A 19,705-nucleotide genomic window follows, 5' to 3' on the forward strand; every position below is an offset into this window, starting at 1 on the left:
GCGCAGGCAGGTCAACGTGAAGACGGCACGCGCGGGCACGTCAACGTAAGGAAGAAGAAGGAGAAGAAGGAGGTGAGAGCGGGGAGAGGAAGGGAACCGGCGCGGAGGCGGGCCGGGGCCGTCAGGCGCTCTGCCGGACGTGGGCGTTGACCCAGTCCACGATCGACTGGGTGGTGGCACCCGGGGTGAAGATCTCGGCGACGCCCTTGGCCTTGAGCGGGGCGATGTCGTCCTCGGGGATGATGCCGCCGCCGAAGACCTGGATGTCCTCGGCCTCCCGCTCCGCGAGGAGTTCCAGGACGCGGTTGAAGAGGGTGTTGTGCGCGCCGGAGAGGATGGACAGGCCGATCGCGTCGGCGTCCTCCTGGATCGCGGTGTCCACGATCTGCTCGGGCGTCTGGTGCAGGCCGGTGTAGATGACCTCCATCCCGGCGTCCCGCAGGGCGCGCGCGATGACCTTGGCCCCGCGGTCGTGCCCGTCCAGACCCGGCTTGGCGACCACTACGCGGATCGGCCCCGTTGCCACACCCATCACTGCCTCCCACAAGGTCCGGCATACAGGTCTCTGCCTGCCGGCGCGGTATCTACGACGACCACAATGTACGTCCGGCGGAGCACGCCCCGCCCCGGGGACGGACGCGCGCCCGGGGGCCGGATGTGAACGCACGTTATCGTCCACGCCGCGCGACCGGCAGTTTCGTGAACGCGACAGAGGGGGAAATCACACAGTGGGACAAGTTCATCGCGTACCGGTCCCTGCTGGGCGGTGACAGAGGGCCGCCACCGGGCCGTTGCGCAGGGGAGCCGCTCCGACCACCTCCCCGCTCCGTGAACCGCACGGACAGCGGGCAGCGAGGTGCTCTCGGGGGCCGAGAGGGCCGTCCGGCCGCAGAGTCCGCCCACCGTCGCTCTTCGGGGAGCGGACTTCACCGTACGTGTCCGCCGGTCACCGGTTCCCCCGCGAGGGCACGCGGGACACCGACGTCCGGCGCGTGCCGACGGGAGGTCGGCCATGCAGGTGACCAAGGCGCTGCCGCTCATCCCCCTGTGCCGCAAGCTGCTCCCGGACAGGCTGGCCGGGCTCTCCATGACCCTGCTCAAGGCGAGCCTGCTGGAGGCCGCGATCCTCGCGGGGCACCTCGTCCTCTACCCGGCGGGCTTCACCGCGGAGCGCAGGCCCGCGGCCGTCCTGAAGAAGGAGGGCGGCGAGCAGGAGCCGACCCCGCTCCCGGCGGACAGCCGGCCGCCGGTGGTGCTGCTGCACGGCTTCATCGACAACCGCTCCGTCTTCGTCCTGCTGCGCCGCTGGCTGAACCGGGACGGGCGCCACCATGTGGAGTCGCTGAACTACTCCCCGCTCACCTTCGACGTCCGGGCCGCCGCCGATCTGCTCGGCAAGCACATCGAGGAGATCTGCGCCCGTACCGGCCACCGCGAGGTCGATGTGGTCGGGCACAGCCTCGGCGGGCTCATCGCGCGGTACTACGTGCAGCGGCTCGGCGGGGACGCGCGGGTGCGCACCCTGGTCACGCTCGGTACCCCGCACGGGGGGACCCGGATCGTGCCGCTGATGGACGCCCACCCGATCGTCCGGCAGATGCGGCCGGGCTCGGACCTCATCGAGGAGCTGCGGCTTCCGGCGCCGCACTGCCGTACCCGCTTCTTCAGCTTCTGGAGCGAGCTGGACCAGATCATGGTGCCGCTGGAGACCGCGCGGATCACCCACCCCGACCTGATCGCCCAGAACGTCCGCGTCAGCGGCGTCGGCCATCTCGCGCTGCCGGTGCACCCGGCGGTCGCGACCCGGATGCGGGAGATCCTGAGCAGCGTCGAGGACACCGCGGGGAAGGCGGGACTCACCGTCGCCTGAACCGCCTGAACCAGCTGCATCAGGGGCGCAGTTACCCGCGCCGGGGGCTCACGGTGACCCGGGTGCGGGGCCGCGGACCGCCGCGACCGCGAACCACGGGCCGCCTCGACCGGAAGAGGACGACACACCAGCACCGGACGGTTCGCAGGAGTTCCCACAGGATCCGGCGAAGCAGATGCAGGGGTTCACTGCACGCGGGCCCGCCAATACCCGTCCAGGAGTGGGGAATTCGGGCGGAGGCCGAGGGTCCGGCGCGGCCGGAGCGGGTCCGGAAACCTCGAACAACCCTCGAACATAGAGCCAAGGCTGGGTCTACAGCACGACGAAACGCGGCCGAATGCCCGTTTCCCGGAGCGGTGAAACCTGCGGAAGATTGTGGCGCCCGCATACCGCCGGGTACAGTCGCCGCACTGCTCCGCCAGCCGGATCAGCGCTTCAACGGTCCACGACCGTGGGTCCCCCGGACCCGGCCCTGCTGTCGAGGCGAAAGAGAAGTTGGTGAACGACCGTCACCCGTCGGGGTTTGCTCCGGCACCGGCACCCGACGCCGCCTCCACCGCTCATGGTCTCTACGACCAGACCGGGCAGCAAGGGAATTACCCCGGCTACGACGGCACCGGCAGCTACCCCGTCCCCGGCTTCGACGCGGACCCCCTCTTCGGCGAGATGCCCGGCTCCGGCTACGACACCGGAAGTTGGGGCACCACCGGCGGCTACCCGGCAGCGGGCTCCGCTCAGGACCCCTACCCCTACGCCACACCCGAGGCCGCCTACGGCGCCGGAAGCCACGACGGCTCCGGAACCTGGGCGGCTTCCGCGCAGGAGGCCAGGGTCCCGGCCCAGTACGGCGGCCCCGAGGACACCGGCCAGTGGCAGCAGAGCCCCTTCGACCCGGCGGCCTTCGACGGCTCGGGCTTCGACGCGGCCGGATTCGCGCAGCAGACCGGGCAGTTCGACACCCGGACCTTCGACCCCTCCGGCTACGCCTCCCTCGGCTACGAGACCCAGAGCCACGAGATGCCGGGCTTCGCGCCCCAGGCCTTCGAGACGCAGGGTTTCGACTCCCAGGGCTTCGGGACGCAGGGCCTCGAGAGCCAGGGCTTCGAGCCCCCGCACATCGAGAGCCCGGGCTACGCGACCGGGAACTTCGCCACCCAGAGCTTCGAAGTCCCGGGCCACGCCCAGGACTTCGGCACCCAGGACCAGTACCCCGGCTTCCCGCACCCCGGCTACGAGGGCCAGGGCCACCCGGCACCGGAGGCCTACGGCACCGCGTCCTTCGAGACGCACGGCTACCCGACCCACGACGGGCACCCGTCCCACGAGGGCCCGCAGACCGGGTCCCACCCGCACCCCGAGGCGTACGGCACGCACTCCGCCTACGAGGTGCCGGGCGGGTACGCGAGCGAAGCGCCGTACGAGACGCAGCAGTTCGACGCGCTCGGCTACCCGACCGGGAGCTTCCCGGCGCAGCACGCCGAGGGCCGGGCCTTCGCCGAGCAGCCCTTCGAGACCGGCGGCACCCCGGGGCACTTCGAGACCGGCAGCTTCGAGACCGGCACGTACGAGACCACCGGCTTCGACACCGCCACCTTCGAGGCGATCTACGAGGCCCCGGCCTACGAGGACGTCCGCCACGACTCCGGACCGGCGGACCACCGGCCCGCGCCCGACGAGGCCCACGAGGTCGCCCCGGCCGGACCGGAGGCCTCCGGCGGCGAGGGCCACACCGGTGAACTCCCCCGGGTGACCGCCGGGCACCCGGCGGACCCGGCCGGCGGCCGGGCCCGGTCCCGCGCCCGGCGCCGTACCCCCTCCAAGCGTTCCGCGCTGCTTACCGTCGCCGTCCCCTCCGCCTGTGTGATGGGGGTGGCGGGCATCGCGGCGGCCTCCGTCGGGGACTTCGGCGAGGGCGACACCGCGGAGGCCCAGGCCTCCGCGCCGGATCCGGCGAGCGTGCGCCCCTCGGTCGCCAACAACAAGCTCGACTCCCAGCTCCAGGGCCTCTCGGCCGACGCGGGCGACTTCGCGGACCGCGCCAGCCGGACCCAGGAGCGCATCGACCTCAAGGCCAAGCAGGAGGCCGAGCGGAAGAAGGCCGCCGAGGAGGCCGAGCGCAAGGAGCGGCTGCGCCCGAAGTTCGTCCTCCCCGTCAAGCAGCACGGGCTGAGCGCGTACTACGGCCAGGCGGGCGTCAACTGGATGTCGGTGCACACCGGCATCGACTTCCCGGTCTCCTACGGGACGCCGGTGATGGCCGCGACCGACGGCACGGTGCGCACGCAGTACAACACCGCCTACGGCAACATGGCGATCGTGACCGCCGAGGACGGTACCGAGACCTGGTACTGCCACCTCTCCAGCCACAAGGTCTTCAGCGGCAGCGTGAAGGCGGGCGACACCATCGCCTTCTCCGGCAACTCCGGCAACTCCACCGGCCCGCACCTGCACTTCGAGGTGCGCCCCGGCGGCGGCTCCGCCGTCAACCCGCTCCCCTGGCTGAACAGCCACGGCGTGGACCCGCAGTAGCGCGAGGCAGTCGCACGCGGCCCCGGCGACCGTCGGGTCCGTGCTTCCCTGCCTGCGCCCCGGACCTGGACTACGGCCGCCGTACCTCGAATTGGAAGCAGCCGTACTCGACGGCGCGTATGTGCACCAGGGCCACCCGCGGATCCGCGAAGGCCTCGCCGAGTGCCTTGTCGAAGCCGGGCCCGGCCTCCTCGGGGATCTCGAAGAGGCGTCCCCCGACGATGTGCCCCGCGCTGTCGTAGCGGCGCAGGGTGCGCAGCGCGCCGGGGCGCGTGAAGGGATAGCCCTCCCCGCGCGGCCCCGGGCACTCCTCGGCGTGGACGAAGACCGGCCCGGCCTCGTCGTAGGCCCCGGGGGCGGCACCGGTCATACGGGCCCAGCGGCGCAGCGGCGCGTAGGAGACCAGGGCGACCCGCTCGCCCGCCTCGATGGGGCGCAGGCAGCAGCGCAGCGGGCTGCCCACGCAGTCGAGCGGGACGCCGTCCTCGCGGGCGGTGTACGGGCGCGCCGGCCGCCCGGAGTCGTCGGTGCCGCGGAGCTCCGCGAGGGCGGCGGGCGGGATGGGGAGCGGGGTGTAGGTGGTCATGCGGCCAGTGTGCTGCGGCCCTGACCGGCCGGCTGGCGGGAATCGGACGGGGAGATCGGCGGTGCCTCAGGGCGCCTGGTGAGGGGTCAGAGCTTCTCCACCGGTGCGTACCGCAGCAGCAGGCGCTTCGGCTTGGGGTCGCCGAAGTCGACGGTGGCCTCGGCGTTGCCGCCGGTGCCCTTGACGCCGACGACGGTGCCGAGGCCGAACTGGTCGTGGGTGACCCGGTCGCCGACCGCGAGGGAGACGACCGGCTTCTCCCCGGCCCGGCGGGTGGCGAAGCCGGAGGCGCCGCCCTGACCCCCGCGGGCGCGCGAGGAGGAGAGCGAGGCGGCGATGCCGGAGGCCGGGCCCGAGGAGACCGGGGCGGGGGCGCCGGTGCGCTTCCACTCCAGGTGGGCGGCGGGGATCTCCTCCAGGAAGCGGGAGGGCGGGTTGTACGAGGGCTGGCCCCAGGCGCTGCGCAGGGTGGAGCGGGTGAGGTAGAGGCGTTCGCGGGCGCGGGTGATGCCGACGTAGGCGAGCCGGCGCTCCTCCTCCAGCTCCTTGGTCTGGCCGAGGGCGCGCATGTGCGGGAAGACGCCGTCCTCCATGCCGGTCAGGAAGACCACCGGGAATTCGAGGCCCTTGGCGGTGTGCAGGGTCATCAGGGTGATGACGCCGTTGCCGTCCTCCTCGTCGGGGATCTGGTCGGAGTCGGCGACCAGGGCGACCCGCTCCAGGAAGTCGGAGAGGGTGGCGCTCTCCTCGTCCTCGCCGGTCTCCTGCTCGAACTCCAGGGCCACCGCGGCGAGTTCCTGGAGGTTCTCGATGCGGGTCTCGTCCTGCGGGTCGGTGGAGGACTGGAGTTCCGCGAGGTAGCCGGTGCGTTCGAGGACGGCCTCCAGGACGGTCGCCGGGCCCGCGCCGGACTCGACGACGGTGCGCAGGTCCTCCATCAGCGTGTTGAAGCGCTTGACGGCGTTGGCGGAGCGCGCGGCCATGCCGTACGCCTCGTCGACCCGGCGCAGGGCCGCGGGGAAGCTGATCCTCTCGCGCTGGGAGAGCGCGTCGATCATCGCCTCGGCGCGGTCGCCGATGCCGCGCTTGGGGACGTTGAGGATGCGGCGCAGCGGGACGGAGTCCTCGGGGTTGGCGAGCACGCGCAGATAGGCGAGGACGTCCCGGACCTCCTTGCGCTCGTAGAAGCGGACACCGCCGACGACCTTGTACGGGAGGCCGACGCGGATGAAGACCTCCTCGAAGACGCGGGACTGGGCGTTGGTGCGGTAGAAGACCGCGACGTCCCCCGCCTTGGCGTCGCCCGCGTCGGTCAGCCGGTCGATCTCCTCGGCGACGAACTGCGCCTCGTCGTGCTCGGTGTCGGAGACGTACCCGGTGATCTGCGCGCCCGCGCCCGCGTTGGTCCACAGGTTCTTGGGGCGGCGGCTCTCGTTGCGCTCGATGACGGCGTTGGCGGCGGTGAGGATGGTTTGGGTGGAGCGGTAGTTCTGCTCCAGGAGGATGGTGGTGGCGTCCGGGTAGTCCTCCTCGAACTGGAGGATGTTGCGGATGGTGGCGCCGCGGAAGGCGTAGATGCTCTGGTCCGCGTCGCCCACCACGCACAGCTCGGCGGGCGGCGGCTGCGGCGCGGCGTCCGGCGCGGGCTCCGCCTCCGGGTCGGGCTCGCGGCCCACCAGCTCGCGTACGAGGGCGTACTGGGCGTGGTTGGTGTCCTGGTACTCGTCGACCAGGACGTGCCGGAAGCGGCGGCGGTAGTGCTCGGCGACGTCCGGGAAGGCGCGCAGCAGATTGACCGTGGTCATGATCAGGTCGTCGAAGTCGAGGGCGTTCGCCTCGCGCAGCCGCGACTGGTACATGGCATAGGCCTGGGCGAGGGTCTTCTCGAAGCCGTCGGCTGCCTTCGCGGCGAAGTCCTCCTCGTCGATCAGCTCGTTCTTCAGTCCGGAGACCTTGGCGCTGAAGGACTTCGGCGGGAACTTCTTCGGGTCGAGGTCCAGATCGCGGCAGACCAGGGCCATCAGGCGCTTGGAGTCGGCGGCGTCGTAGATGGAGAAGGAGGAGGTGAAGCCGAGCTTCTTCGACTCTCGGCGCAGGATGCGGACGCAGGCGCTGTGGAAGGTGGAGACCCACATGGCGTTGGCGCGCGGGCCGACCAGCTGCTCGACGCGCTCCTTCATCTCGCCCGCGGCCTTGTTGGTGAAGGTGATCGCGAGGATCTGGCCCGGGTGCGCGCCGCGCTCGGCGAGCAGATAGGCGATGCGGTGGGTGAGCACCCGGGTCTTGCCGGAGCCCGCGCCGGCGACGATGAGCAGGGGGGAGCCGCTGTGCACGACGGCGGCGCGCTGCTGCTCGTTCAGTCCCTCGACGAGGGCGGCCGAGTCCACCGCGGGGCGCGGGGCGCCGTCGCGGTAGTGGGCGTCGCGGGGTGGCGGCACGTCGTACTTCCCTCCGAACAGGTCGTCGGGCAGGTCTTCCCGCTCCTCGCCCTCGGGGTCCTCGGGCGGCGGGGGCGCTTCCTCGCGCGGGGCGCGGAGGTCCGCCAGGAAGCTGTCGTCAAAGAGGCTGCTCATCGTTGCCCGAGTCTAGGCGGCCGCACCGACAGCCCGCCGCCGGTTCCCGCTCGCGGCCGCCCAGGGGGCGGAACACACCCTCCGCTTACGTGATCTCACCCCCGGCGAAAGTCACGAAAACATATCGGACACATGGCGCATCAACCTTCACAGCCGCTCCACGAGTTGGCTAGCGTGCCCGGCGGGCAGCCCGTCCGGACCGGCGAGACCGCGCCGGACTCGGGCGCCCGCAACCTCCGGCACGCCCCCGCGGCCGGCCCACGGAAGGAGTCGCCGCCTTGGCGTCGCACCGCAAGCCGCGCAGCCCCCGTGTGGTGCCCGGCCCCGCCGTCGGCCTGACCACCGCCGCGCTCACCTCGGTCGCCCTGCTCTCGGGGAGCGCCACCGCCGCGCCCGAGAAGCCGGGGCCGAGCCTGGAAGAGGTGCGCAAGAAGGTCGACGGCCTCTACCACGAGGCGGGCGTGGCCACCCAGAAGTACAACGCGGCCAAGGAGCGCTCGGACGCCCAGCGCCGCAAGGTCGACGGCCTCCTCGACGACGTGGCCCGGCGCACCGAGAAGCTGAACGAGGCCCGCGCCGAACTCGGTTCCTTCGCCGCCGCCCAGTACCGCACCGGCGGCGTCTCGGGCACCGCCACGCTGCTGCTCGCGGACGACCCGGCCCAGTACTTCGACCAGACGCAGCTGATGCACCGGCTGACCGGGCGGCAGAAGAAGGCCGTCGACGACTACCAGTCGCAGCAGCTGTCCACCGCGCGCAAGCGGGCCGAGGCGACCAGGAGCCTGGCGAAGCTGACCGGCAGCCGGCGGAGCCTGAAGAGCGCCAAGCAGGACGTGCAGGCGAAGCTCGGCAGCGCACGCGCCCTGCTCTCGCAGCTGACCGCCGAGGAGAAGGCGCGGCTCGCCGCGATCGAGAAGAAGAAGGAAGAGGAGGCCCGCCGCAAGGCCGCCGCCCTCGCCCGCAAGCAGGCCGAGGAGCGCGAGCGCCGGGAGCGGGAGGACGATGAGGGCGGCACCGGCGAGGGCGGGACCGGCGGCGGCGAGGAGACCCCCGACACCCCGGGCGGCGCCTCCGCCGCGCAGGGCGAGCAGGCGCTCGCCTTCGCCCGGCAGCAGATCGGCAAGCCCTACGTCTGGGGCGCCAGCGGGCCGGACTCCTTCGACTGCTCGGGCCTGACCCTCGCGGCCTGGAAGGCGGCCGGGATCACCCTGCCGCGCACCACCTGGGACCAGGTGAAGACGGGCACCACCATCCCGGTCTCCGAGGCCCGCCCCGGCGATCTCGTCTTCTTCTACGACGACATCAGCCACGTCGGGCTCTACCTCGGCGACGGCATGATGGTCCACGCCCCGAAGCCGGGGGCCAGTGTGCGCGAGGAGTCGATCTCCTACATGCCGATCCACAGCGTGGTACGGCCGGGCTGAGCGGCACACCCTCGGGTCGGGCGGGGCCTTCGCCGGGCCGGGCCCGGGGCGCTCGGCACCGTGACGCCCGCCCCGCGGCACCCCGCCTCAGGTACTCAGGCGCTCAGGTCCACAGCACCGCGATGAAGACGTTCGCCGCCGTCAGCCCGCCGACGAGCCCGAACTGCGCCTTGTCCGCGCGCTCCTCGTCCCGCTTGACGTAGACCAGGCCGAGGATCACCACGAGCAGCGCGAGCTTCACGCCGATCTTGACGTTGTTGACGGTGTTGTCGTCGGCCTGGTTGAGCCCGACCAGGATCACCCCGGTCACCAGCATCGTCAGGGCGCCGTGCAGCATCGCCGGGCTGAACCGTGCCGTGCCCTCGCCCAGGGCCTTCATCTGGGTCAGGAAGCCGCCCAGCAGGCTGGCGATGCCGATGATGTGCAGGCCGACGAAGAGGTGGATGAGTACGTCCATGGCCGGGAGCGTAACGGGGGCCCCGGGCGGCACCGGCGGCGGGTCTCGGGAGGCCGGGAGTCCGGTTCCGGGGGCGCGGCGGGGCTCTCCGGAGACCCCCTAGCATCCGCCGCCCGCCGCCGGGAGCGGCTCCCCCGCTTCGGTCAGCTCGGCGCGGCAACGGGCGCGCCGGGCCGCCGAGACGGTCGTAAGCGGTCAGCGGGCTGTCAACTGCGGGCAGTTGGGGACATCAAGGTTCTCGCGGGGGTCCGCGGCCTAGCGTCCCTCTCCAGGTGCCCGGCCGCTCACCGCCGTCCGCGAGGACGGCCGCCGGGCGCCCCGCCCGGGCTCCGGCCGCGGCCCGCTCCCCCGTGCGGGCGGCGGCCGGGCCCCGGGCGCAGGTACCGCCGTACGTCAGGGAAGGACGTGGAGCCCTCGTGGCCGCGCAGCGCAGGAAGCACCGAAAACCCGGCCGCCGTCTCCTCGGCGGCAGCCCCGGCCGCACGGCGGCAGCCCTCGCCGTGACCGGGGCGACGGCCGCCACCGCCCTCGGCGGTACGAGCCAGGCGGCGCCCGAGGCGCGCCCCGGCGAGGTCCGCGCCCAGGTGGACCGGCTGTACCGGCAGGCCGAGGTGGCGACGGAGAAGTACAACGGCGCCAAGGAGAAGGCGGACGCGGCGCGGGCCTCGCTGCGCGGGCTGCGCGAGGAGGCGGCGCGCACCACGGAGCGCCTCGACTCCACCCGCGCCGGGCTCGCCTCGCTCGCCACCGCGCAGTACCGCGAGGGCACCCTCGACCCGGCACTCCAGCTGGTGATGTCCGCCGACCCGGAGGAGTACCTGCGCGGCACGGCCGTCGCGGAGCGGGCCTCCCACCGCCAGGCGGCCGCGGTCGGCGAGGCGCGCGGGCAGCTGCGCAAGCTGGCCCGGCTGCGCGGCGAGGCCGGCCGGGTGGCGGACCGCCTCGGCACCCAGCAGAGCGAGCTGGCGCGCAGCAAGCGCGCGGTGCAGGAGAAGCTGGGCCGGGCACGGCAGTTGCTGGACCGGCTGACCGCCGAGGAACGTGCCGCGGCCACCCGCCAGGACGGCCGCGCCTCCCGCGGGCGGGCGCGCACCGCCACCCCGGCCGCGGCACCCGCACCGCCCCCGGCGGCCCCCGGATCCCGGGCCGGCGCCGCGGTCGCCTACGCCTATCGCGCCCTCGGCAAGCCCTACGTCTGGGGCGCCACCGGGCCGAACTCCTTCGACTGCTCGGGCCTGATCCAGGCGGCCTACCGCGCGGCCGGGGTCGCGCTGCCGCGGACCACGTACAGCCAGATCAACGCGGGCACCCGCATCGGGCGGGGCCAACTGCGGCCCGGGGACCTGGTGTTCTTCTACTCGGGCATCAGCCACGTCGGCATCTACGTGGGCGGCGGCAAGATGATCCACGCGCCCCGGCCCGGCGCCCCGGTACGGATCGCCCCGATCAGCCAGATGCCGTTCGCGGGGGCGGCGCGGGTGGCTTAGGAGGGGGGCGCGGGCTGCTCAAGAGGCCAGGAGGCGGCGCGGGTCGCGCAGGATCCGTACGGGGAGGTCCGTACGGCAAGTCCCCCCGACAGCCGCCGAAGGCCCGCTCGACGGCCGAAGGCTCACCCAGCGAGGATGTCCGACAGGGGCGCCCGCCGGGGACGTCCGGCAGACCGGGCCCGTACCCCTCCCACATACGGCAGGAGCCCGAAGTCCCGCCAGTACGGCGGGACTTCGGGCTCGCTCCGGCGCGGATGCGCGGGCCTGCCGCGCACCGGCCGCGGGAGCAGGCCGCCGGTGCGCGGCAGGGGTCACCAGGCGACGACGTACTTGCCGGTGCTGGCGCGGGACTCCAGCTCCGTGTGCACCTTGGCGATCTCCTCGGGGGCGACGGTGGCCGGTTCGCCGCGCAGCCGCCCCTCGGCGAGGGCGCGCAGGGCGGACTCCAGGTGGCCCCGCAGCAGGGCGGGGTCGCGGCCGGCCACGTCGCCGAGGTTGTAGCCGACCAGGGCGGAGTTGGTGAACCAGACGTGGTTGCCCGGGTATTGGGTGTCCTGCTGGGCGGCGTCGCCGTAGATGACGTGCCGTCCGAAGGGCGCGAGCAGCTTGTCCACCGCGGTGCGCGGCTCGCCGCCGACCGAGTCGAAGGCGTGGTCCACGCCCCGCTCCCCGGTGTGCCGTTCGACCTCCGCGGCGAGCGCGGCGTAGGTGGTCACGGCGTCGTAGGCGGGGTCGGTGAGGCGGGCCGCCTTCTCCGGGGTGCCGACCGCCCCGATGACCAGGCGGGCTCCGGCCGCCTTCGCCAACTGCGCGACGGCGGTGCCGACTCCGCCCGCCGCGGCGAGCACGAGGACGGTGTCCCCGGCGCCGATCCGGGCGGCGGCGTGCACCAGGCCCCAGGCGGTGACACCGTTGGTGATCATGCCCGCGGCCGCCGCGGAGCCGAGCCCGGCGAGCGCGCCCTCCAGGGGGACGGTCAGACCGGCCTTGGCGACGACGCGTTCGGACAGGGCGCCGCCGCCGAGGCAGAGCGCGGCGACGCGCTGGCCCGCGCGGACGCCGGTGACCGCGGAGCCGGTGGCGCGGACGGTGCCCACCGCCTCCAGGCCGGGCGCGAAGGGCAGGCCGACCGGGATCTGCCCGCGCCGGAACATCACATCGGCGAAGGTGACGCCGGCGTGGGTGACCTCGACGAGCAGCTCGTCCTCGCCGGGGACCGGCTCGGCGGCGGCGTCGTCCAGGGCGAGCACCTCGGGCCCGCCGTATTCGGTGAACCGGACGCTTCTCATGGCCGGTTGCCCCCTCTTTCGCTACGTGTCGCCACCAGGTCCCGGGCCCGGCCGGGCAGCGGTGCCCTGGCGGCGGGCTGGGTCGGGATCTTGCCGGTCAGCAGTTCGCGGCGGCTGGAGACGCCCAGCTTCTGCAGGATGTTGCTGACGTAGTTCTTCACCGTCTGGCGGGCCAGATGGAGGTCCTCGGCGATCTCCTCGTTGGAGTGGCGGCGCAGCAGCAGGCCGAGGATCTGCTGTTCGCGCGGGGTGAGCAGGCCGTTGACGGTCTCGCAGGGCAGGGTGGCGGTGTGGGTGCCCGGCGTCAGCTCACCGAAGTACCAGAGCGGTTTCCCCTCGAAGAGGAGGTCGATGGCGCTGATCAGGCGCTCGACCGGCGCGGTGCGGTGCACGAAGCTGTCCGCGCCGTGGGTGAGGCACTCGGCCAGGGCGCCCGGCGCCGCGGTGCCCGAGTAGACGAGCACGAGCGGCGGTACGGCCAGCCGCTTCACCTGCTCGCACAGCCGGATGCCGTCCGCCGGGCCGAGGAGGTCGATGTCGGTGATGACCACGTCCGGCAGCCGCAGGGCGCACTCCTCCAGCGCCTCCTCCCGGGATCCCGCCTCGCCGACGACCTGTCCCCCGTCGCGGTCGCGCAGCAGGCCGACCAGCGCTCTGCGGGACAGTGGAAAAGGGTCGACGACGACTATGCGTCTGCTTCGCTCTCTTGTCATGACAGGTGCCACGTGTGTTTCCCCCGTTAACTTGGCACACCTCACGGGTTCGCGAACCCGTTAAAGAGACAACTTCCCGCGAGTAACTCTCACCTCTGCGGGGCCACTATCGGTGCATCATTTTCCCGCCATAAGCGGGATTGATGTTTGAGGCTGGAAACTATGGCGCGGCGCTCCGCCACGTCAAGCGAAGAAGAATGCCCGGATTAACTTGTTCCAGTTGCCGTCCGGCCTCGCCAACCCCCGCTATTTCGACCATTCGGGGCGGCCGAGGAGGCCATTCCGGCACGCGTGACTTAACTCACCCCTCATTCTTTGGGAATGCTTTGCCAGCCCTTGGATCCACCACGGATCCTTTTGCCAAGGCTTGGATCCGGCACTCCCGCAGCACGGCCCCGCGGAGCCTCCGCGGGGCGCCGACCGGCCGGTGCGGAGCGTGTCGCAGCGCCCCGCACGGCCGGTCACCGGCTCAGGAGTCGGCGATGAGCTTGCCCGAGACGCCCCAGCTGTCGGCGGGGACCTCGTGGATCCAGACCTGCACGGTGTCGGCCGGAATCTTGTAGGCGTCGACGAAGGCGTCCGTGATGCGCTCCACCAGCTCGCGCTTGAGCTCGGTGTCCCGCGGGCCCTGCTGAACAGTGACGATAGGCATGGGTGAATACTCCTCAGGATTTACAGAAGACATATGCGCGGCCCGGTTCTCCGGAGCCCCCGCATGACTCCAAGTCCACCCGGGATTCGGCCACCGACCAAGACGCAACCGGCACCGGCAGTCATCACGATTCGTGATCGCGCGCGACGCCTGTACGCAGCGGCCGCGACCGCTCCGTACAGGCGTCGAGGAGCAGCGGCAGCAGCGGAGTCGGCGCGCTGCGGCGGACCACCAGCGAGGTGGGGATCGCGAGGCCCGCCCCGGCCAGCGGCAGAAAGGCGATCCGGGAGGTGCTGCGCAACTGCCGCGCGTGCTCGGCGTAGACGACCGTCCAGGTCGGGGCGCCGGTGCCGATCGCGGCGAGGGTGTCCTCCAGGGTGCGCGCGGAGGAGGGCCCCGGCACCGGGTCGAAGCCCGCGTCCCGGCACGCCGTGAGGACGGTGTCGACCAGCGCCGGGTTGCTGCGCCGCGAGGTGAGCCGCAGCGGCAGCGCGGCCAGGTCGGCGAGCGAGACATGGCCCGCCGCGGCCAGCGGATGGCCCGCGGGCACCGCGACGGCCAGCGGCTCCTGCCATACGGGATGCCAGCACAGGGCGCCGCCGCTGCCGGAGCCGCGCACGAAGCTGGCGTCCAGCTGGCCCTTGGCGACCCGGTCCAGACGGTCCCTGGCCGGGGCGGAGTTGAGTTCGACGCTGACATGCGGGGCGCGCTGGGCGAGTACGTCGAGGATGCGGTCGAGCCGCGCCCCGAGCCCGGTACTGGTACCCAGGCGCAGGATGCCGGTGTGCGCCCCGGCGAACTCGGCGACCGCGGCGGCGGCCCGCAACTCGGCGTCGAGAACCGCCCGCGCCGCAGGTAGGAACGTTTCACCAGCGGGCGTGAGACGCACATGCCGGGGCGAGCGGTCGAAGAGCTCGACCCCCAGTTCCCGCTCCAGGCGGCGCACTTGCTGGCTGACGGCGGGCTGCCCGATGTGCAGCCGCTCGGCGGCGCGGCCGAAGTGCCGCTCCTCCGAGACGGTGACGAAATAGCGCAGCTGACGCAGTTCCACGATGCCGACTCCCCCGGTCCAGACAACGGAACCAGGCCAGCATAGAAAGACCGGCGGACCACCTGCGGCGAAGGTAAAGGCCGCGGCACCGGGGCGGCGGCCCGGCCGCGGACCTGTGGGCGGGCCCGCGGCCCGCCGCCCCGCCCCGGACCCCCGCCCCGGACCCGCCCGGCGGCAACTCCCGCCGCGCTCAGGCCCCTTCGCCGGTGGTCAGGACGACATTGCCGCGTACGGTACGGGCGCGCAGGGCGGCGATCGCCTCGGCGGCCCCGGTCCAGTCGCCGCGCAGCCCGATCTCCGGGTGCAGCCGGCCGGTGGCCACCAGGTCGACCAGCTCGGCCAGTTCCTCGCCGTAGCTGCGCTCGCCGCGGGTGTAGTCGAAGTGTTCGAGGGTCACCGCGAAGGGGTCCTGGTCCGGCTTGCGGAAGAAGTGGAAGAAGTTGAGGGCCGAGGGCTGCCTGCTGGCCTGGCCGAACCAGATCAGCCGGCCGCCGGAGGTGAGCAGCGGCAGCGTGGCCGGCAGCACCTCGTGGCCCACCGATTCGAGGACCACCCGGAAGGGCCCCTTGGCCTCGGCCACGGACTGCACGACCTGGGCCGCACCCAGCGCGGCCAGGCGTTCTCCGCGCTCGGGGGTCGCGGTGACCGCGGTGATCTCGATGCCCGCCGCGGCGGCCAGTTCGGTGACGTAGTGGCCCACCCCGCCGGAGGCGCCGGTGATCAGCACCCGGTCCCCGGCCGCGGCACCGGACTGGCGCAGCAGCCGTACGGCGGTGATGCCGGCAAGCGGAAGCACGGCGGCGGTGGCCGCGTCCACGGACTCGGGCAGCACGGCGGTGCTGCGCGCGGCGACGGCGACCCGCTCGGCCCAGCCCGCGGCCGGCGGGTGCGCGACCACCCGGCTGCCCTCGGCGGGGCCCGAGCCGTCGGCGGCGGCGCGGACCACCCGGCCGGCCACGTCCTTGCCGGGGCGCCAGCCGGGCCGGGGGCCGGCGAGCAGGAAGGTCTCCCCGCGGTTGACGGAGAAGGCGTCCACCTCGACCACCACCTCGTCGGCCTGCGGTTCCGGCTCCGGCACCTCGGCAAAGGCGACCATGGCCTCGTCGAGTCCCGTCGGTTCGAGGGCGCGCATCTCGGGGTCCTTTCTGAACTTCGCTGAGCTTTTTACGGCCCAATCTCGCGCGCGGAAAGGCCTCGCGTACAGGTACCGCCGGTACTGTTTCGCCGCCGCAATTCGGTACTGGTGATCCCATCCGCAACGGCGCCCCGCTGCCTAAGCTCGTAAAAGAATCGCCGACCTGTACAGGCCGGTAATTGCGCCCGGTTGTCGCGCCCGGCGCCGTGCCGATCCCTCGGCATCTCCCCGTACCGCACCCCGCACCGCCGCGGGAACTCCCCTCAGGGGTGTCCCGGCGAAGCGCTGCGCGCGGACACCTGTCGCGCCGTCCTGCCCGTCCTCGTCGAACTTCATGAGGAAATTCATGACCGAGAAGACCTCCACCGCACGTCCAGCCCTGACCCTGCTCACCGTGTCGATCGCCACGATCCTGCTGCCGATGTCGCTCACCGGCGCCTCGGTGGCCATGCCGGGAGCCTCCGAGGACTTCCACAACGGCCTGGCGGCCGGGCAGTGGATCGTCAACGGCTACGACCTCACCTTCGCCAGCTTCATGCTGGCGGCGGGCTCCTTCGCGGACCGCTTCGGCCGCCGCCGCCTCTTCGCCCTCGGCTCGGCGGTGTTCGCCGTCTGCTCGCTGGTGTCGGCCGTCTCCAACGGCATCGTCATGCTCGACATCTGCCGGGCGCTCGCCGGAGTCGGCGCCGCCGCGGTCATCACCGCGGGCAGCGCGATCCTCGCCCACACCTTCGAAGGGGCCGCCCGCGCCCGGGCGTTCGGTGTCTTCGGTACGGCGGTCGGCGCCGGTCTCGCCTTCGGCCCCTTCGCGGCCGGTGCCCTGCAGACCTCCTTCGGCTGGCGCGCGATCTTCCTGGTACCGGCGATCGTCGGCGCCGTGGTGGTCGCCCTGTCCCTGTTCCTGGCCGAGTCCAGCGACCCCGACGCGGTCCGGGTCGACTGGCTGGGCACCGTCACCTTCACCGGCTCGCTCGCATTCCTGATCCTGGCGCTGCTCCAGGGCCCGCAGACCGGCTGGGCCGACCCGGTCAACCTGGTCTCGTACGTGCTCGCCGCCGCCCTCCTGGTCGCCTTCGTGAGGGTCGAACTGCGCCAGGAGCGGCCGATGTTCGACCTCAGCCTGTTCCGGCAGCCGCAGTTCGTCTCGCTGTGCGTCGCCGTGGTCTCGCTGGTCTTCGGCTTCACCCCGCTCCTGGTCTACCTGCCGAGCTACCTGACCGCCGTCAACGCCGAGTCGACCTTCCACGCCGGTGTCGACCTGCTGATGCTGACCGTCCCGACGCTGGTCTTCCCGCTGGTCACCGGCTACCTGCTGCGCTGGGTGCCGCTGCGGCACATGGTCTCGCTCGCGGTGGCGCTGACCGCGATCGGCTGCGGCTGGCTCGTGGTCCTCGAACCCGGCGCGGGCAACTGGACGGTGCTCGGCCCCTTCCTGATCATCGGCACCGGGGTCGGCATCTCCTTCGGTGTGATGGACGGCGCCGCGGTCTCCTCCGTGGACTCCGCGCGGGCCGGTATGGCGGCGGGCATGTTCAACACCATGCGACTCGCCGGTGAGGCCATCGCCATCGCGGTGGTCGGCTCGCTCCTGGTGAGCGCCACCCGCTCCGAACTGGACGGCAAGCTCGGCGGCTTCGACGGCAAGTACGCGAACGACCCGGCCGGCCTCGCCGACAAGCTCAACCAGGGCCAGCTGGAGGGCCCGGCCGGCACCGTCTCGGCGGCCTCCCGCGCCGCCTTCACCGAGGTGGCCAAGGCGGGCTACACCGGGGCGCTCCACCAGGTCCTGTGGTTCCTCGCGGCCTTCTGCGCCGTGGCGACCGTCCTGGTGGCCTTCGTCGGCGCCCGCTCGCAGAAGAAGAGCGCCGCCGAGGAGGGAGCCGAGCCGACCGCGGAGGCAGCGGCCGAGGCGGCCGCCCGCGAGTCCCAGCCCAGCGCGGTCTGATCCGGCGGCCGGGCCCGGCGCGCGGACGCCGGGCCCGGCCCCGGCCGCCCCCTCTCCTCCTCACCTTCTTCCGCTCCACCCGACCGTGCCTCGCCCGGTCCGATCGCCGAACAGGAAAGCCCCATGCGCAGATTCGACGGAAAGGTCGCACTGGTCACCGGTGCGAGCCGCGGGATCGGCAAGGCCTGTGCCGCCCGTCTCGTCGCGGAGGGCGCCCGGGTGTGCCTCACCGCCCGCCGCCCCGAACCGCTCGCCGAGGTGGTCGCGGAGCTCGGCGGCCCCCGGCACGCCCTCGCCGTCGCCGGGCACGCGGACGACGAGGCGCACCGGGCCGAGGCGGTCGCCCGGACCGTCGAGGCCTTCGGCGGCATCGACGTCCTGGTCAACAACACCGCGGTGAACCCCGCCTACGGGCCGGTGCTCGCCATGGAGGCGGACGCCGTCCGCAAGGTCTTCGACGTCAATGTGCACGCGGCGCTCGACCTGATCCGCCGGGTGCGCGAGAGCGACCCGTCCCGCGAGGGGCGCGCGGTCGTCAACGTCACCGCCCTCGCCGGGCTGCGCACCGCCCACGGCATCGGCGTCTACGGCGCCAGCAAGGCCGCGCTGATCCATCTGACCGCCCAGCTCGCCCGCGAGGAGGGCCCGGGGATGCGCATCAACTCGGTGGCCCCCGCGGTGATCCGCACCCGCTTCGCCGCCAAGCTCTACGAGGAGCAGGAGGAGCAGCTCGCGAAGGAGTACGCGCTCGGGCGGCTCGGCACCCCCGAGGACGTCGCCGCCGCGGTCGCCTTCCTGGCCTCCGGGGACGCCGCCTGGGTGACCGGGCAGACCCTGGCCGTGGACGGCGGCATCATCCTCCGGGGCGGGGGCATCTGATGAGCCTCTTCGCCGAGCACCCCGCCCCGCAGACGGCCGCGCCGCGCGGCGTCGACACCGCGGCGCTCACCGCCTGGCTGGCCCGCGAGCTGCCCGGCGCCTTCCCCGAGGGCCCCCGGCTGAGCCTGATCGCGGGCGGCCGGTCCAACCTCACCTACCGGCTCACCGGCGGCGAGCGGCCGATGGTGCTGCGGCGCCCGCCGCTCGGCCATGTGCTGTCCACCGCGCACGACATGAGCCGCGAGTACCGCGTGATGAGCGCGCTCGCCGGGTCCGCGGTGCCGGTGCCCCGGATGCGGGCCTTCTGCTCCGATCTCGCCGTCCTCGGCGCGCAGTTCTACGTCATGGACGAGGTGGACGGCGTGGTCCACCGCAGCGCCACCGAGCTGTCGGCGCTCGACCCCGCCGAGGGCCGCGCACTCGGCCTCTCCCTCGCGGACACCCTGGCGACCCTGCACACCGTCGACCCGGGCAGCGTCGGGCTCGCCGGCTTCGGGCGCCCGGAGGGCTTCATGGCCCGCCAGGTCGCCCGGTGGCGCAGGCAGCTCGCCGCCTCCCGCACCCGGCGGCTGCCCGGGGTGACACAGCTGGCCGAGCGCCTGGAGGCCGGGCTGCCGACGGCACCGCCGCCCGCCCTGGTGCACGGCGACTACCGCCTGGACAACGTCATGTTCGCCGCCCGCGGCACGGACCGGGTCGCGGCCGTACTGGACTGGGAGATGGCGACCGTCGGCGACCCGCTGGCCGATCTGGGCATGTTCTGCGTGTACTGGGACGGCCTCAGCGGACTCGGCGAGGCCGTGCCGCCCGCCCCGGGCGCCTGCCCCGGCTGGCCGGACCGCGCGGAACTCGTCGCCCGCTACGCCGCCCGCACCGGTCTGCCGCTGGACGCGCTGCGCTGGTACATCGCCTTCGGCTTCTTCAAGATCGCCGTGATCCTGGAGGGCATCCACTACCGGTACGCCAAGGGCCTCACCGTCGGCGAGGGTTTCGAGGGCATCGCCGCCGCCGTGCCCGAGCTGATCCGCCGCGGCCACGCCACCTTCGACGGCGCGCACTGAGGCCCCGCGCGCGCCTCTCCTCCTCTCCTTCTCCCCCTCGTATCTCACTCGTAC

At 73.1% G+C, this 19,705-nt stretch carries 16 protein-coding genes; 7 read left to right on the forward strand and 9 right to left on the reverse strand.

Going from position 1 to position 19,705, the window contains the following annotated elements; all coding sequences use genetic code 11:
- Nucleotides 1–121: 121 nt before the first annotated feature.
- Nucleotides 122–532, reverse strand: a complete 411-nt coding sequence (icmB, locus tag HFV08_RS04665; protein WP_040252865.1) for a coenzyme B12-dependent isobutyryl CoA mutase small subunit — start codon at nt 530–532, stop codon at nt 122–124.
- Nucleotides 533–1,012: 480 nt separating this feature from the next.
- Here icmB and HFV08_RS04670 point away from each other — a divergent pair, with 480 nt between their 5' ends.
- Nucleotides 1,013–1,870, forward strand: coding sequence for a lipase family alpha/beta hydrolase (locus HFV08_RS04670; RefSeq protein WP_168536148.1), 858 nt, complete (start codon nt 1,013–1,015; stop codon nt 1,868–1,870).
- A 498-nt stretch (nt 1,871–2,368) separates the two neighbouring features.
- Entirely contained in the window at nt 2,369–4,399 is a 2,031-nt protein-coding gene (locus HFV08_RS04675) for a M23 family metallopeptidase (protein ID WP_312885381.1), read from the forward strand.
- A 70-nt stretch (nt 4,400–4,469) separates the two neighbouring features.
- Here the strand turns inward: HFV08_RS04675 and HFV08_RS04680 are convergent, their stop codons facing one another.
- Both HFV08_RS04680 and pcrA read right to left on the reverse strand, forming a co-directional pair.
- Entirely contained in the window at nt 4,470–4,985 is a 516-nt protein-coding gene (locus HFV08_RS04680; protein WP_168536150.1) for a DUF1203 domain-containing protein, read from the reverse strand.
- Nucleotides 4,986–5,071: 86 nt separating this feature from the next.
- The gene (pcrA, locus tag HFV08_RS04685; protein ID WP_168536152.1) at nt 5,072–7,558 is read right to left on the reverse strand and encodes a DNA helicase PcrA; all 2,487 of its coding nucleotides are present in this window, start codon (nt 7,556–7,558) and stop codon (nt 5,072–5,074) included.
- A 278-nt stretch (nt 7,559–7,836) separates the two neighbouring features.
- Between pcrA and HFV08_RS04690 the strand changes: the two genes are divergently transcribed.
- Complete coding sequence (locus HFV08_RS04690) at nt 7,837–8,982, forward strand: C40 family peptidase (RefSeq protein WP_168536154.1); 1,146 nt, start codon at nt 7,837–7,839, stop codon at nt 8,980–8,982.
- A gap of 103 nt (nt 8,983–9,085) precedes the next feature.
- On the opposite strand, the gene HFV08_RS04695 is transcribed toward HFV08_RS04690, so the two are convergent.
- Nucleotides 9,086–9,439: a hypothetical protein gene (locus HFV08_RS04695; RefSeq protein ID WP_040252854.1), complete on the reverse strand. Its 354-nt coding sequence runs from the start codon at nt 9,437–9,439 to the stop codon at nt 9,086–9,088.
- A 416-nt stretch (nt 9,440–9,855) separates the two neighbouring features.
- On the opposite strand from HFV08_RS04695, the gene HFV08_RS04700 reads away from it, so the two are divergent.
- Nucleotides 9,856–10,926 (forward strand): C40 family peptidase, encoded by a 1,071-nt coding sequence (locus HFV08_RS04700; RefSeq protein ID WP_168536156.1) that lies wholly within the window; start codon nt 9,856–9,858, stop codon nt 10,924–10,926.
- A gap of 311 nt (nt 10,927–11,237) precedes the next feature.
- Here HFV08_RS04700 and HFV08_RS04705 read toward each other — a convergent pair whose 3' ends face one another.
- The 5 genes from HFV08_RS04705 to HFV08_RS04725 all read right to left on the reverse strand — a co-directional run bounded on the left by HFV08_RS04705 (nt 11,238) and on the right by HFV08_RS04725 (nt 15,763).
- Entirely contained in the window at nt 11,238–12,215 is a 978-nt protein-coding gene (locus HFV08_RS04705; RefSeq protein WP_168536158.1) for a quinone oxidoreductase family protein, read from the reverse strand.
- Nucleotides 12,212–12,928, reverse strand: coding sequence for a response regulator transcription factor (locus tag HFV08_RS04710; RefSeq protein WP_168536160.1), 717 nt, complete (start codon nt 12,926–12,928; stop codon nt 12,212–12,214). Before HFV08_RS04710 ends, HFV08_RS04705 begins: the two co-directional genes overlap by 4 nt.
- Nucleotides 12,929–13,397: 469 nt before the next feature.
- Nucleotides 13,398–13,580: a 4-oxalocrotonate tautomerase DmpI gene (dmpI, locus tag HFV08_RS04715; RefSeq protein WP_040252848.1), complete on the reverse strand. Its 183-nt coding sequence runs from the start codon at nt 13,578–13,580 to the stop codon at nt 13,398–13,400.
- Between the two features lie 124 nt (nt 13,581–13,704).
- The gene (locus HFV08_RS04720) at nt 13,705–14,631 is read right to left on the reverse strand and encodes a LysR family transcriptional regulator (RefSeq protein ID WP_168536162.1); all 927 of its coding nucleotides are present in this window, start codon (nt 14,629–14,631) and stop codon (nt 13,705–13,707) included.
- 190 nt (nt 14,632–14,821) lie between these two features.
- Nucleotides 14,822–15,763 carry a zinc-binding dehydrogenase gene (locus HFV08_RS04725; protein WP_168536164.1) on the reverse strand — a complete coding sequence of 314 codons (942 nt, stop codon included), beginning with the start codon at nt 15,761–15,763 and terminating at the stop codon, nt 14,822–14,824.
- Nucleotides 15,764–16,112: 349 nt separating this feature from the next.
- On the opposite strand from HFV08_RS04725, the gene HFV08_RS04730 reads away from it, so the two are divergent.
- The 3 genes from HFV08_RS04730 to HFV08_RS04740 all read left to right on the forward strand — a co-directional run bounded on the left by HFV08_RS04730 (nt 16,113) and on the right by HFV08_RS04740 (nt 19,651).
- The gene (locus tag HFV08_RS04730; RefSeq protein ID WP_168536166.1) at nt 16,113–17,711 is read left to right on the forward strand and encodes an MFS transporter; all 1,599 of its coding nucleotides are present in this window, start codon (nt 16,113–16,115) and stop codon (nt 17,709–17,711) included.
- Nucleotides 17,712–17,834: 123 nt separating this feature from the next.
- The gene (locus tag HFV08_RS04735) at nt 17,835–18,590 is read left to right on the forward strand and encodes an SDR family oxidoreductase (protein ID WP_168536168.1); all 756 of its coding nucleotides are present in this window, start codon (nt 17,835–17,837) and stop codon (nt 18,588–18,590) included.
- Nucleotides 18,590–19,651 carry a phosphotransferase family protein gene (locus HFV08_RS04740; protein ID WP_168536170.1) on the forward strand — a complete coding sequence of 354 codons (1,062 nt, stop codon included), beginning with the start codon at nt 18,590–18,592 and terminating at the stop codon, nt 19,649–19,651. The genes HFV08_RS04735 and HFV08_RS04740 overlap by 1 nt, the downstream gene beginning before the upstream one ends.
- Nucleotides 19,652–19,705 lie beyond the last annotated feature (54 nt).

This window comes from Streptomyces physcomitrii, assembly GCF_012273655.1.
In the GTDB taxonomy this organism is placed as follows: Bacteria; Actinomycetota; Actinomycetes; order Streptomycetales; family Streptomycetaceae; genus Streptomyces; species Streptomyces physcomitrii.

Bases quoted from the DNA above. Each gene is read 5' to 3' on its own strand.
- icmB (WP_040252865.1), bottom strand. From the start codon at position 532: ATGGGTGTGGCAACGGGGCCGATCCGCGTAGTGGTCGCCAAGCCGGGT.
- HFV08_RS04670 (WP_168536148.1), top strand. From the start codon at position 1,013: ATGCAGGTGACCAAGGCGCTGCCGCTCATCCCCCTGTGCCGCAAGCTG.
- HFV08_RS04680 (WP_168536150.1), bottom strand. From the start codon at position 4,985: ATGACCACCTACACCCCGCTCCCCATCCCGCCCGCCGCCCTCGCGGAG.
- pcrA (WP_168536152.1), bottom strand. From the start codon at position 7,558: ATGAGCAGCCTCTTTGACGACAGCTTCCTGGCGGACCTCCGCGCCCCG.
- HFV08_RS04695 (WP_040252854.1), bottom strand. From the start codon at position 9,439: ATGGACGTACTCATCCACCTCTTCGTCGGCCTGCACATCATCGGCATC.
- HFV08_RS04705 (WP_168536158.1), bottom strand. From the start codon at position 12,215: ATGAGAAGCGTCCGGTTCACCGAATACGGCGGGCCCGAGGTGCTCGCC.
- HFV08_RS04710 (WP_168536160.1), bottom strand. From the start codon at position 12,928: ATGACAAGAGAGCGAAGCAGACGCATAGTCGTCGTCGACCCTTTTCCA.
- dmpI (WP_040252848.1), bottom strand. From the start codon at position 13,580: ATGCCTATCGTCACTGTTCAGCAGGGCCCGCGGGACACCGAGCTCAAG.
- HFV08_RS04725 (WP_168536164.1), bottom strand. From the start codon at position 15,763: ATGCGCGCCCTCGAACCGACGGGACTCGACGAGGCCATGGTCGCCTTT.
- HFV08_RS04730 (WP_168536166.1), top strand. From the start codon at position 16,113: ATGACCGAGAAGACCTCCACCGCACGTCCAGCCCTGACCCTGCTCACC.
- HFV08_RS04735 (WP_168536168.1), top strand. From the start codon at position 17,835: ATGCGCAGATTCGACGGAAAGGTCGCACTGGTCACCGGTGCGAGCCGC.
- HFV08_RS04740 (WP_168536170.1), top strand. From the start codon at position 18,590: ATGAGCCTCTTCGCCGAGCACCCCGCCCCGCAGACGGCCGCGCCGCGC.